This is a genomic window from Wolbachia endosymbiont (group A) of Eristalinus aeneus (genome assembly GCF_964026915.1).
Classification (GTDB): domain Bacteria; phylum Pseudomonadota; class Alphaproteobacteria; order Rickettsiales; family Anaplasmataceae; genus Wolbachia; species Wolbachia pipientis.
In genome coordinates this window covers 633447-645638 of record NZ_OZ034712.1, presented here as the reverse complement: position 1 = coordinate 645638, position 12192 = coordinate 633447, and the positions used below count along the sequence as shown (strand labels likewise).

Here is a 12192-nt window from a genome sequence, read left to right as displayed (position 1 = left end):
TGTTTACTGTTATTGTTATTGATAGTAAATATATTAAAATCTAAAGTATAATGAAAACTTATCCAGAAATTCTTGAACACTTTCAAAGCTTAAATAAAAGTATTTCTCTTATCAGGAGGTGTCTTTGACATAGAAAAATTAAAGTTGCGTCTTGAAGAGCTTGACTCCCAAGCGTCGAATGATGACCTATGGCAAGATAACCAAAAAGCACAAGAAGTTTTAAAAGAACGTTCTAAAATTAAGAATGACGTAGAGTCGTTTTTAAAGCTGGAAAGCGATTACAACGATGCCATCAGCTTAATGAAGTCTGCTATTGATGAAAATGATGAAGAATTTTTCTCTGAAGTTGAAAATGAATTAGCTAAGCTAGAGAAATTAATCAAGTATAAAGAAACAGAGTCCTTATTTACTGGTGAAGCAGATAATAATAACTGCTTTTTAGAAATCCACTCAGGAGCTGGCGGAACCGAGAGCAATGATTGGGCTGAAATGCTGATGCGCATGTATATAAGGTGGGCAGAAATTTATCACAACTTTAAAGTTGAAGTTGTAGAAAAATTAGAAGGAGAGTCAGTTGGTATAAAGTCTGCAATGATAAAAATCGTTGGAGAAAAAGCTTATGGGTGGGCAAAAAGTGAAAGTGGAATTCACAGGCTGGTTAGAATATCGCCATTTGATGCAAATGGTAAACGTCATACCAGTTTTGCAAGTGTAGGAGTAACTCCAGTGATAGAAGATTCAATTGATATTGCTGTGGATGAAAAGGATCTAAAGATCGACACCTACCGTGCTTCCGGAGCAGGCGGTCAGCATGTGAACAAAACTGAAAGTGCAGTACGCATTACGCATATTCCAACTGGTGTTGTAGTTCAATGCCAAAATGGTCGTTCTCAACACAGAAATAAAGATGAGGCATTGAAATTACTTAAAGGACGTTTATACCAAATTGAACTGGAAAAAAAAGAACAGAAAATGGCTGAAGAATATGGTAAAAAATGCGATATAGGCTGGGGCAATCAGATCAGATCGTACGTTATGCATCCATATCAAATGGTGAAGGATTTAAGAACCGGACATGAAGTGGGCAATATAAATTCTGTTTTTGATGGTAATATAGATTGTTTCATAGTTAGTGTGCTTACTAAGCAAAATTAGGTAGGGTTGACTTTCTTGCCATAATATATGATAATTAAAATATTGTTAAAGTAGGAGTAAAGTTATGGCGATTAAATATGATCAGTGGAAAAGTGACCTTACCCAGAAAAAGTGGAGAGAAAGTTTGGGATGTTTTTTACAAAAAGAATGATGCATCAAATTGTTCTGGAATGCAATAGTTAATAGTGACGTTGTTTGTTATAAAAAATTTCTATGTATTCAAATATTGCAGTTCTAGTTTGTTGAGCAGAGTGTTGTGAAGTATCAATAAGTATTTCTCTTTTCAATGAGCTAAAGAAGCTTTCTGCAACAGAATTGTCGTAACAACAGCCTTTATTACTCATCTATATTCTTTACAGCTAAGAGATATTGATACCCTTGCGCAGTATATTGTGAACCTTGGTCACTGTGCAGCAGTAGATTTTTAACAGGTTTACGCCTATTAATGGCCATTAATAAAGAGTTCATAACCAATTGTTTATTTATTGCACTACTCATTAACTACCATACGTGAGAATTATTGCTGCCAAATATAGCCATCCCTCCTTGGTTTTGATGTAAGTAATCCCATACTTTATTTGGTTGATCAACAATAAAGTTTTGATCTAGTATATTGGGAGCTACAGCTCTATTATCTGTTTGTTGTTTTTTAATTTTAAACTTTCTTCTCAGTATAGCCCTGATGTCATTTTTCTGCATAATACTTTGCACCGTTTTCAAATTGCAACTTTTACCCAAAGCCTTCAATTCAGCATGAATTTTAGGAGCTCCATATCTACATTTAGAAACTTGATATATTTTTTGAATAGCTTCGAGTAGCTCTTTATTTGCTGATTCTCTACTGCTTATTTTTCTTGTGGTCCACTTATAGTAGCCACTAGCAGAAAATCCTACATAATTCCTGTACTTTATAGCAGTTACTATATAAAAAAATATTTTACTCTTTTTGACTGGCCAGGGCTTTTTTTTAAATGTCTCTTTCCCTTGTTACTCTTGCTTTGTAAATCAAACCTCTCTTTGTCGTAAGGAGCCATGTTACCTCTACCTGGAAATGCATCTGCTGCCGACTTTTTTTCGTTGTGTTTCTTTATCCATTTTCCTAATACACTATCCCTTATTCCTAGATCTCTTGCTACTTTTGCAACTGGTTGACCTACCTTTCTTTGTTCATTTGCCAGTTTAACAGCTTCCAATTTGAATTCTGCTGTATATTCTCTTACCATTTCTAATCCTCCAAAATTTTATTTTACCCAAAAAAACTCTTTTCTTTCTCTCCACTTTTTCTGGGTAAGGTCAGAAATTTAATGATCCAGGATATACTCCTTTGTTAAGGGAGATTGAGCATTTTCGAATATTTCTTGAGTGCTTCCAGACTCAACAATTCTGCCATTATGAAAGAAAATTACACTATCAGATAACTTCTTAGCTTGCTTCATTGAATGAGTCACCATAATTATAGTAAATCTTAATTTCAGCTCTTGTATAAGATTTTCGATTGCATTGGTTGCCATTGGATCAAGAGCAGAGCACGGTTCATCCATTAATAAAATAGTTGGCTTCACTGCAATTGCGCGAGCGATGCATAGCCTCTGTTGTTGGCCACCGGATAAATTGAGTGCGCTATCTTGCAATCTGTCCTTCAATTCTTCCCATAAACCAACCTTGGTTAAACTATTTTCCACCATCTCATTCAATTTTTGCTTATCCTTCGCCATACCATGCAATTTTGGCCCACAAGCAACATTATCATATATTGATTTTGGAAAAGGATTTGGCTTTTGAAATACCATACCAACTTTTGCTCTAAGTAGTACAACATCCATATCGCGTGAATATATATCACCCAGCCCATCGATATCTAATTCACCAACAGTTTTGCAACCTGGTACATAGTCATTCATACGATTAAAACAACGCAAAAATGTTGATTTACCGCACCCGGATGGTCCGATAAAAGTAGTAACTTTTCTTTTATAAATATTCAAATTTATATCGAATAAAACTTGCTTAGAGCCGTACCAGAGATTTAAATCTTTAACAGAGGCACGTGTATTGCTCATATCACATCCTGCATTGAATAGAGCCCCGGAATTTCTCTTTTATTTTCGTATAGCCATACTGCTGCTTGAACAGCTCCTCTAGCAAATGTTGTGCGATCAATTGCTTTGTGGTTTAGTTCTATCCGTTCATCAGAATTAACAAACATCACGCTGTGATCTCCTATTACTCCACCTCCACGAGATACTGCAAAACCTATTCCCCCCTTTTTCCTTATGTTTGAACCACTATGTAAATATTGATTGGACTGAAAATCCACTTTTGAAGCGTTAGCAATTGTTTTGCCAAGTTCTATAGCTGTTCCAGATGGTGAATCCTTTTTTAAGTTATGATGCATTTCCCAAATCTCAACGTCATATTCATTACCTAAAAGCTCAGCAGCTTTTTTTACCAATTTCAGCAACACATTAACCCCAACACTCATATTTGCTGACCATAATATTGGAACTTCAGCAGCATATTCTTTCAAATCGACACCTTCTATTCCAGTTGTGCCACTAACCAGCGGTGTTTTAAATTTTACAGCTGCTTTAAGGCAGTCTAACATACATTCTTTAGTTGTAAAATCTATTACAACGTCAGATGACTCAAATATGCCACTAATAGAACTTGTAACTTTAATTCCTAGATTGGCTATAATTGGTCCAATATCTGAATCTATGTACTTACTGCCTGAACGGGCAACAGCACCTGCTATTTCCACTTTGGTATTTGTAATTAATTCATTGAGTATTTTTTTGCCCATTCTGCCTAAGCAGCCTATTACTCCAACTCTGATTTTCATAAAGCTTTTTACGTTTATTAAGAATGTTAGGCCTTTTTTTAAGCTCTGTCACTTCTGATCTATATTCTATAGCTGTACGAACACTGCAATTTCAGATCCCAGTGCCTTGACCACAACTATTGCAATATGGTACATAGTGAACGATGTCATTCCAGTCTGGAATCTAGCCTTTCTGCAATCTCATCGAAAACGTTTTTCTATGCTAATTTGCTTGCTTACAAGCAAACTTTTCTGGATCCCAGTGTCTGGGCACTGGGATGACAGGAGAAGGCACTGGGATGACAAGAATAGGGCACTGGGATCTAGTGGGCTCAAACTACAATGTTTGTACAGCTGTGATCTATATTCTATAGCTGAATAATTTAACAATTCAAAATGAATACATATCCTATTGAGCTCTATATTACATACCAGGTTGCTTTGCCTTTTCCATGCTGAGTGATGTGATTACTCTTTACGAGATTAGATACGTGCTTCTTTAAGGTATTGCAGTTTGCTTTAGTAATATTTTCCAAATCCTTAATTGTAAGACGTCCATGTTTGCTGAGTAGTGCTAATACTTTAGCAGAAAGTGGTGGTAAATAGAGATTTAACACTTTTTCATGTGACACCTTTTGTTCAAGATGAAATTTTTGCTTTTGTAGTGACCTTAAAAAGAATATAAGCCATGGATTAAAATCATAGCTGCTCGTCTTCAAGGATTGTTGAGTACGACGCAAAGCTAAGTAGTAACTCTCCTTATTACTTTCAATTATACTTTCAAGGGAACTGTAAGGTACATAGATATACCCTAACTTTAGTAACAAGAAAGTTGTGAGAATGCGTGATAATCTGCCATTTCCATCCTGGAAGGGATGAATAGCTAAAAAAGTAACTATAAAAATGCCAATAATTAATAGAGGGTGTAACGATTTCACCTCTAGTTGCTGGCTAGTCCAATAAATAAGTTCTTGCATTTGTGTTGCTGTCTCAAATGGAGAGGCTGTTTCAAAAACTATGCCCAAGCTTTTTCCAGATTCATCAAACGCTTCAACATGATTGGGGAATTTTTTATATTCTCCCATGTGCCTTTGATCTTTATATGAAAATTGTAAAAGCCAGATGTGAAACTGTTTTATAGTGTTTTCTGTAAATGGCATCTTGTTAAAGTTTTGAAATACTTCTTCACACACATACGCATATCCGGCTATTTCTCGTTCATCTAGAGAACGAAATGAGCGTGTATCAAGTTTGGATAGTAATTGCTCAACTTCACGGTCTGATAATCTTGCCCCTTCAATACGAGTAGAAGAACCAATACTTTCAATTGTTGCAATTTTCTTGAGCATTTGTAAACGTTCTGGAGCTAAATTACCAAACAATTGCCATGCTCCTTTAAATTCATCAATTTCAGCAACTATAGTACTTCCCAAAGTAAATGATAAAGGTATAATAAGCTATTTGAGTTATAATGGCGTATAGTGTGGATTTAAGGGAAAGGGCAGTATCGATGATAGAAAAAGGGAAGTCAAAGGTTGAGGTGGCAGAGCTTTTGGAGATAGGAATAGCAACTCTGTACCGCTGGTTAAGAAAGAAAGCCGCTGGTGAAAGCCTAAGGCCATCGAAAAACGGCAGCTTTATTCGAAAAATAGACCCAAAAATACTCGAAGAATATGTTAAAAAGAATCCAGATCATACGCTGGCAGAGATGAAACAAAATCTTGGATTTGGAATAAATTCAATTTGGTATAGGCTGAAACAGCTAAGAATTACTTTAAAAAAAAGTTACACTATATCAAGAGCGCAATCAAGAAGATAGGCAGCGATTTACCGATAAAATCTCAAAAATAGACCATTCCAGCATCTTATATATAGATGAAGCAGGAGTTGATAATAGGTTATACCGAGAGTATGGACGTGCTCCAATAGGAAAGAAAATTTATGCAGATATTCCAGGAAGAAAACGAGAGAGAATCAGTATAATAGGCGGGTGGATTGGAAAGAGATTTATTGCACCAATGACTTTCAAAGGTGGGTGTGACAAAGAGGTATTCAATACATGGTTAGAGAAGATGTTATTACCTAAATTGCCACATGGTACTACAATAGTTATGGACAATGCCACATTCCATAAAACTCCCAAAACAAAGGAGTTAATAGATAATGCTAGATGCCGTTTGCTCTATCTACCAACATATTCACCAGATTTGAACCCTATAGAGCATTGTTGGAATACCATCAAAAGCCGCCTCAGACCTTTAATGCATAAATATACAGACTTACAACTTTTGGTTGGTAATACCATAATGGAAATTTATCATTCATTTTAGAAAATACTATAGATAGTCAATCTGTAAAGACTACAGAAAAGGGGGGATCAAAGGCTATGATGGAAGTAAAAAAGTAAAGGGTAGAAAAAGGCATATAATTACAGACACTCAGGGTTTTATACTAGGTTGTTACGTAGGCGCTGCTAACGAAAATGATAGAGATGGTATTAAAATAGCATTAAACAATATGAGAACAAAATATACTAAAGTTAAAAAAATGTGGGCTGACATGGGATACCAAGGAAGAAATTTAAAGAATCACATAAAGGAAGAATATGACATAGATATTGAAATTGTTAAAAGGCCTCCATGTAGATTTTGGGTGCACAAAGATACGCCACCTGAGCTACTACCAACAAGAGAACAAGGGTTTAAAGTACAGCCAAGAAGATGGGTTGTAGAAAGGACTTTTGCTTGGGTTAATAGGAATAGAAGGCTATCGAAGGAGTATGATTTACTCACAACATCCACTGAGAATTTCATATACCTAGCTATGAGTAGGGTTATGTTAAAGAGGGAATATGCTTGAATTTACTAGTTTCCGGACAACTTCTACTAATAAAGTGTGGCACAAACGTCAATGATCATTATGAACGCAATCGTACGCCACTGCATATTGCCATCGGACGCAAACAATTAGAAATAGCAAAATTGCTGATAAAAAATGGAGCAAACGTTAATGCAAAAACTCAAAATCATGGTAAAGATGATCTAACACCAATGCACTTTGCAGTTTTTGCAAATACGCCAGAATTTATAGAATTACTAGCTAGCCATGGTGCATTGATTAATGAAAGAGAAAGCACCGAAGGGTATACTCCTCTTCACTTTGCTGCTTTATATGGGAACAAAAATATAATACAAGCCTTAATTGATAAGGGACAAGATATTGAAGATGTGGACAATAATGGGCGAACAGCTCTGTTTTTAGCTGCTAGGCAGTGCACTGAAGCAGAAGATGATAGCAGAATAGAAATTATCAAGTATTTGATAGACAAGCTCAAAGCAGATGTAACAAAGAAAGACAATAATAACAATGCAGTACTCTTTCCTGCCGCTAATAATTGCCCTGGAAAAGTGGTAGAATTCATCATTGAGCAATATATAAAAATCTTTGAGTTAGAGAATTTTATCAACCACAAAAATAATGATGGAATGGATGCTTTGGATATTGCGCTGAATAGTGGAAACGAGAAAGCTATTGAAGTATTAAGATCATATGGAGCAGATATCAAGAATAAGGTAGATGGTAGCATTCAAAAAATTACTGCAGAAAAACCAAGTAGTACCCTAGACAGAGCAGAAAGTGCAGAGGTAGCGCCTCCAATTAAGCAAAGAGTATAAAGCTTTTTATAAAGCGATTATAAATTTCAGTAAGTTGCAGAGGCTCTACAATGGGAAGTGTAGTATGTTAGCAGATACAAATGACTAGATAAATTATATTTCATTAAAGTCATTTATCTTGAAACATAAGCAGGATTTTGTATAGTTGTTTCAATTTGGGTCTGTATATTGAAACAACGCGTGAAAATGACAGGTCATTGTACAAGAGGTACCTAATTCACCGACAAGAATGCTAGATAAAGACACTTACATTTCAATTATTTCACAATTTCTGTATAATCTTAAAAACTCAATTAGTGCGTTATGAAGATAATAATAGGTAATGCTAGTAAGGAATTAGGGGAATCAGTAGTTAACCGGCTAGATGTTCAACCATCCTCTGCTTGGATATCAAAGTTTACCGATGGTGAGGTAAATGTAGAAGTAGCAAATGATCTATATAATCAAGAAGTATATATAATACAATCTCTTTCTCCCCCTGTGAATGATAACCTTATGGAGCTTCTGCTCATAATTGATGCAGTAAATAGATTAGGAGCCAAAAGGATAGTAGTAATTATTCCTTATTATGGATATAGCAGGCAAGATAGAATTATCAAGAACAATAATGTGCAGTCTGCTTTAAGTGCCAAATTAGTTGCAAATCTTATTCAAACTGCAGGTGCAAGTAGTGTTGCAGTTATTGATTTGCACTCAAGTCAAATTGAAGGATTCTTTGATGTACCGATAACTAATTTGAACTGCTTTGAAGCATTTGTTGACTCTATACACACGGAAAATTTGGCAATTGTTGCACCTGATGTTGGAGCAATTGGTAGAGCACGTGCTTTTGCAAAGACTTTAGAGGAAAAGTACAAGATAGGGTTAAGTGATAAGATTATTGTAGTAGATAAATATAGGGAGAAAGCAGGCACATCTCAAGTAATGAACATAATAGGAGAAGTTGCAAACAAAAATTGTGTCATTGTTGATGATATAGTTGACTCTGGTGGAACGTTGTGTAATGCAGCTCTTGCTTTAAAAAGTTACGGAGCAAAGTCCGTAACTTCATGCATCACACACGGTGTGCTTTCAGGAAGTGCAGTTGAGAAAATCTCTTCCTCTTCTTTAGATAAATTAGTGATTACGGATACCATACTTCACAAACTTGAAAAAACTGGTAAAATAGAAGTTGTTTCGGTTGTAAATATTTTAACTCACTTCATCCAAGGAGGTAGAAATGCCAGCTAAGTCAACAGAAGACGTTATTACTTCACTAATAGAATTTGCAAATAAGAGAAAAATAACAATTACCAAAGAAGAAATGCTTAAAATTGCACAGCTTGTAAGGATTAAGTTATCAAATGACGAGATTGATCACTACTCCAAAGAACTGACAATGCTGGATTGGATACATGATACTTTATTGCAAGTTAATACTGAAGGTGTTTCTCCTATGCGTTATGGCAGCATAGACAAGGACATTCATGTACGCGATGATGTTATAAATTCTCAAAACATTAAAAAAGAGATATTGTCCAATACAAAACCTGAGCATGGGTATTTCGTAGTGCCAAAGGTTATAAGCAATTAAAGTAAAATAAGGCTCATATCAAATCTATAATAGATCTACTTTCAAAAATAAGACCAATCCGGTAAAGAAGCATTTGTGGGAGTGGAAACCATTTTTTGATTTTTCTTTACTAAGTCTACTAAATATAGTTTAGAGTTGCTTGGTGATTCTGTTCTTGTAAAAATGATTTCTCTACCATTTGGTAGCCATGCCGGGGATTCAATTTTATGCCCCTCTGAAAGCAGACGTTCTTCTTTGCCATCTGGCTTCATAACTCCTATGTAAAATTTTCCTGACTGAATCTTTGTAAAAGCTATCAGATCTCCTTTTGGCGACCAAACAGGCGTAGCATATCTTCCACTCCCAAAACTAATTCTTTTAGGTTTTTTACTTTTGTTAGTAAAATCGATAACGTACAGTTGCTGACTCCCACTTATATCAGAACTAAAAGCCATATACTTTTGATCTGGAGAAAAAGAGGGAGAAGTGCTTATAGCTGAACCTTTAGTAATTTTTTTTGTTCGTTTACTACTTAAATCCAAAGATAATATATTCGTTTCACCACCCAATGAGTGGGAAATTAAAAGAGATTTACCATCGGGAGAAAATCTTGGTGCAGAAACAACTCCTTCAAATGCGCTGATTATTGATTCAGTGTTATCTTTTAAATTTTTTAATATTATATAACTTTTACCATTTGCGTACGAGATATAAACAATACCCTTTCCATTTGGTGAGAATCTCGGTGTTGACACAAATCTATCGCCATTTGTTAAGTATTTTATATTACTTCCATCTTGATTCATCACAGCAATTTTACGCACAGATTTGTAGTTGCTATCTTTTTCTTCAGCGATATACGTGATTTTTGTGTTGAAGTGCCCTTTCTCACCAATTAATCTATCATGTATCACATCCGAAACGAAGTGACCAATTTTTCTCCAGTCTTTTGCTGGAAAAACAACTGACTGAGTAAGTAATTCTCTTTTTGTAAAAGTGTCAAATAAACGAAATGATAGCTCTAATGCACTACCAGATATTTCGCTTAAACTTACTGTGACTACAGTATCGCTTTTCCAAGATTTAGATTCAGCTTCCGCGCCACGTTTTACATTAAATAAGCCACAATTAGATAAATTTGTTCCTATTACCTTTGCAATATTTTCGCTTAATTCGCTTTCCAACGCTGTTTTACATGTACATTTAGATACAACAAGACCAATGTTGCCAACACTGCTTTTTTTTATATCAACATATAAAGCAGCTTTTGTAAAATAAGGAATAAATAACGAAATAAATAACACCAGATGAACGAATAGCTTCATTCATTTCATACCTGTTCTATCTGAACCTCAATTATAGGCCTTTTTAGTAAATATTCCTTTAAGATACTCAATATTGAACTTTCAATCTTATTTTTAATTTTTTTTGTTGGCTGCAAACTAAACAACGACTCAACTTTCTTGACAATTTTCTGTATGGTAGCTGCATCTTCTAGCACTTCAAAAACACCAGGTACAAATACTTTTGGTTTAGCAAGCAATTTATTTTTCTTGTTTACAACTGCTGTTACCACAATAACTCCGGCATCTCTCATTCTTTTACGCATTTTTATAACACTGCTCTCCGGATGACGTAGCAACATACCATCAATACCAAAGTAGTCAACATCAATTGAATCAACTTTTTCTCCGTTCTCCAAATTAACAATATCACCTGGTGCAATCATTATTGCTTTTGCCACACCGCACTCTTTAGCAAATTTTACATGTGCATGCGTGTGAATATATTCGCCGTGAACTGGAATAGACATCTTCGGTTTTATTAAAGAATACATTTCCTTTAGCTCTTCTCTTGTTGGATGCCCAGAAGCATGAACATGCTCTGTTTTTTCAGTAATAACTTCTACCCCCATCTCAATAAAGGCATTGAGCATGTTGTGCGCACGAGTTTCATTTCCAGGAATGATTTTTGACGAAAAGATCATGGTATCACCTTGCTGCATTTTAAATGCTTGATGACTCTTAGCAGCAAGTCTTGCGGTAGCTGCCAGTGGCTCACCTTGACAACCTGTGCAAAGTAGCACCAGTTCTTCCCTTGGAAAATTTACTGCTTCCTTTGCTTCAAGAAACTGAGGAGAATCAGTTAAATAACCACTATCTTGCGCAACTTTCACTATTCTCCATAAAGATCTACCAAGTAAAACTACTTTTCTATTTAGTGCTTTTGCAGCTTGGCTTATCGTTTCAATTCGTGCCACATTTGAAGCGAATAGCGAAACAGCAACTAATTTTTTAGACCGCTTTATTATGTTATAAATATTATTATAAATTTCACCTTCTGACTCAGGGTGATGCTTGCTTAATATATTGGTTGAATCGCAAATTGCTGCAAGCAGGTCACCTTTATCGCCAATTTCTTTTAGACGCTCCATATTAGAAGTTAATCCAACAACAGGTTTTGGATCAAATTTCCAGTCTCCGGTATGGAGTGCACTACCCATTTCAGTGCTAATTAATATTGAATTTGCCTCAGGAATTGAATGAGTTACATTTATAAACTCGACGGTAAAAGGACCCAAATTTATGCTGCCATTTATGTCTACCTCTTTTACAGGCACTATACCTTCCAATCGAAATTCTTTTAGTTTTTCTTTAAGAAAATTAACCGTAAACTTTGTTGTATATATGGAGCACTGCAACTCTTCCCACAAGTGGGGCACTGCACCGCAGTGGTCCTCATGTGCATGTGTAATTATTATTCCAAGTAAATCTTTTTTTCTTTGAGCAATAAAATCTATATCAGCAATGAGCAGCTCAACACCTGGCATAGTTTCATCTGCAAAACCAACACCAAGGTCGATCATAATCCACTTACCTTGGTAATGATATAGGCTAACATTCATCCCGATTCTTCCTACTCCCCCAAGCGGAAGAAATAAAAACTCATTTTTGTTTATATTCATTAAATTTAAATTATTAAAACCTGAG

Annotated in this window: 16 protein-coding genes and 1 pseudogene; 7 read left to right on the top strand and 10 right to left on the bottom strand. The window is 35.4% G+C overall.

Annotated elements, in window-relative coordinates:
• The first annotated feature begins 50 nt into the window (after nt 1-50).
• Nucleotides 51-1155 (top strand): peptide chain release factor 2 gene (gene prfB, locus AAGD62_RS03255; protein WP_141456981.1). Its coding sequence is split into 2 segments (ribosomal slippage): nt 51-125 and nt 127-1155, totalling 1104 coding nucleotides; the frame shifts between segments, so codons are not numbered across the junction.
• A gap of 179 nt (nt 1156-1334) precedes the next feature.
• Here prfB and AAGD62_RS06865 read toward each other — a convergent pair.
• The 8 genes from AAGD62_RS06865 to AAGD62_RS03220 all read right to left on the bottom strand — a co-directional run bounded on the left by AAGD62_RS06865 (nt 1335) and on the right by AAGD62_RS03220 (nt 5409).
• Nucleotides 1335-1499: an IS3 family transposase gene (locus tag AAGD62_RS06865; RefSeq protein WP_010082072.1), complete on the bottom strand. Its 165-nt coding sequence runs from the start codon at nt 1497-1499 to the stop codon at nt 1335-1337.
• Nucleotides 1492-1653, bottom strand: coding sequence for a DDE-type integrase/transposase/recombinase (locus AAGD62_RS03250; RefSeq protein ID WP_010082071.1), 162 nt, complete (start codon nt 1651-1653; stop codon nt 1492-1494). Before AAGD62_RS03250 ends, AAGD62_RS06865 begins: the two co-directional genes overlap by 8 nt.
• Nucleotides 1654-1656: 3 nt before the next feature.
• Nucleotides 1657-1953 carry an IS3 family transposase gene (locus AAGD62_RS03245; RefSeq protein ID WP_094189604.1) on the bottom strand — a complete coding sequence of 99 codons (297 nt, stop codon included), beginning with the start codon at nt 1951-1953 and terminating at the stop codon, nt 1657-1659.
• Nucleotides 1954-2075: 122 nt separating this feature from the next.
• The gene (locus AAGD62_RS03240; protein WP_213863658.1) at nt 2076-2378 is read right to left on the bottom strand and encodes a transposase; all 303 of its coding nucleotides are present in this window, start codon (nt 2376-2378) and stop codon (nt 2076-2078) included.
• Between the two features lie 78 nt (nt 2379-2456).
• The gene (pstB, locus tag AAGD62_RS03235) at nt 2457-3215 is read right to left on the bottom strand and encodes a phosphate ABC transporter ATP-binding protein PstB (protein ID WP_006280935.1); all 759 of its coding nucleotides are present in this window, start codon (nt 3213-3215) and stop codon (nt 2457-2459) included.
• A complete protein-coding gene (gene dapB / locus AAGD62_RS03230; RefSeq protein WP_010962542.1) occupies nt 3212-3997 on the bottom strand; it encodes a 4-hydroxy-tetrahydrodipicolinate reductase in 786 nt (261 codons plus the stop codon). The genes pstB and dapB overlap by 4 nt, the downstream gene beginning before the upstream one ends.
• 180 nt (nt 3998-4177) lie before the next feature.
• Entirely contained in the window at nt 4178-4312 is a 135-nt protein-coding gene (locus AAGD62_RS03225; RefSeq protein ID WP_265031904.1) for a hypothetical protein, read from the bottom strand.
• Nucleotides 4313-4395: 83 nt separating this feature from the next.
• Nucleotides 4396-5409 (bottom strand): Fic family protein, encoded by a 1014-nt coding sequence (locus tag AAGD62_RS03220; protein WP_231115901.1) that lies wholly within the window; start codon nt 5407-5409, stop codon nt 4396-4398.
• 38 nt (nt 5410-5447) lie between these two features.
• Between AAGD62_RS03220 and AAGD62_RS03215 the strand changes: the two genes are divergently transcribed.
• The 6 genes and pseudogenes from AAGD62_RS03215 to gatC all read left to right on the top strand — a co-directional run bounded on the left by AAGD62_RS03215 (nt 5448) and on the right by gatC (nt 9223).
• Nucleotides 5448-5795, top strand: a complete 348-nt coding sequence (locus AAGD62_RS03215) for an IS630 transposase-related protein (RefSeq protein ID WP_155968342.1) — start codon at nt 5448-5450, stop codon at nt 5793-5795.
• Between the two features lie 19 nt (nt 5796-5814).
• Nucleotides 5815-6306 (top strand): IS630 family transposase, encoded by a 492-nt coding sequence (locus tag AAGD62_RS03210; RefSeq protein WP_155968340.1) that lies wholly within the window; start codon nt 5815-5817, stop codon nt 6304-6306.
• Nucleotides 6307-6314: 8 nt separating this feature from the next.
• Nucleotides 6315-6835, top strand: a pseudogene (locus AAGD62_RS03205) (IS5-like element ISWpi1 family transposase); the annotation flags it as partial.
• Complete coding sequence (locus tag AAGD62_RS03200) at nt 6832-7650, top strand: ankyrin repeat domain-containing protein (RefSeq protein WP_341812772.1); 819 nt, start codon at nt 6832-6834, stop codon at nt 7648-7650. The pseudogene AAGD62_RS03205 and the gene AAGD62_RS03200, both read left to right, overlap by 4 nt.
• Before the next feature lie 303 nt (nt 7651-7953).
• Complete coding sequence (locus AAGD62_RS03195) at nt 7954-8880, top strand: ribose-phosphate diphosphokinase (protein WP_155968767.1); 927 nt, start codon at nt 7954-7956, stop codon at nt 8878-8880.
• Complete coding sequence (gene gatC / locus AAGD62_RS03190; protein WP_010962323.1) at nt 8870-9223, top strand: Asp-tRNA(Asn)/Glu-tRNA(Gln) amidotransferase subunit GatC; 354 nt, start codon at nt 8870-8872, stop codon at nt 9221-9223. Before AAGD62_RS03195 ends, gatC begins: the two co-directional genes overlap by 11 nt.
• Nucleotides 9224-9264: 41 nt before the next feature.
• Here the strand turns inward: gatC and AAGD62_RS03185 are convergent, their stop codons facing one another.
• Nucleotides 9265-10527, bottom strand: coding sequence for a protein TolB (locus tag AAGD62_RS03185; RefSeq protein ID WP_341812771.1), 1263 nt, complete (start codon nt 10525-10527; stop codon nt 9265-9267).
• A gap of 5 nt (nt 10528-10532) precedes the next feature.
• Complete coding sequence (locus AAGD62_RS03180; protein WP_012673044.1) at nt 10533-12167, bottom strand: ribonuclease J; 1635 nt, start codon at nt 12165-12167, stop codon at nt 10533-10535.
• Between the last annotated feature and the right edge of the window lie 25 nt (nt 12168-12192).

What these genes read in the sequence shown, in the direction of transcription:
- AAGD62_RS06865 (WP_010082072.1), bottom strand. Translation starts at nt 1,499, where the DNA reads ATGAGTAATAAAGGCTGTTGTTACGACAATTCTGTTGCAGAAAGCTTC.
- AAGD62_RS03250 (WP_010082071.1), bottom strand. Translation starts at nt 1,653, where the DNA reads ATGAGTAGTGCAATAAATAAACAATTGGTTATGAACTCTTTATTAATG.
- AAGD62_RS03240 (WP_213863658.1), bottom strand. Translation starts at nt 2,378, where the DNA reads ATGGTAAGAGAATATACAGCAGAATTCAAATTGGAAGCTGTTAAACTG.
- pstB (WP_006280935.1), bottom strand. Translation starts at nt 3,215, where the DNA reads ATGAGCAATACACGTGCCTCTGTTAAAGATTTAAATCTCTGGTACGGC.
- dapB (WP_010962542.1), bottom strand. Translation starts at nt 3,997, where the DNA reads ATGAAAATCAGAGTTGGAGTAATAGGCTGCTTAGGCAGAATGGGCAAA.
- AAGD62_RS03215 (WP_155968342.1), top strand. Translation starts at nt 5,448, where the DNA reads ATGGCGTATAGTGTGGATTTAAGGGAAAGGGCAGTATCGATGATAGAA.
- AAGD62_RS03195 (WP_155968767.1), top strand. Translation starts at nt 7,954, where the DNA reads ATGAAGATAATAATAGGTAATGCTAGTAAGGAATTAGGGGAATCAGTA.
- gatC (WP_010962323.1), top strand. Translation starts at nt 8,870, where the DNA reads ATGCCAGCTAAGTCAACAGAAGACGTTATTACTTCACTAATAGAATTT.
- AAGD62_RS03185 (WP_341812771.1), bottom strand. Translation starts at nt 10,527, where the DNA reads ATGAAGCTATTCGTTCATCTGGTGTTATTTATTTCGTTATTTATTCCT.
- AAGD62_RS03180 (WP_012673044.1), bottom strand. Translation starts at nt 12,167, where the DNA reads ATGAATATAAACAAAAATGAGTTTTTATTTCTTCCGCTTGGGGGAGTA.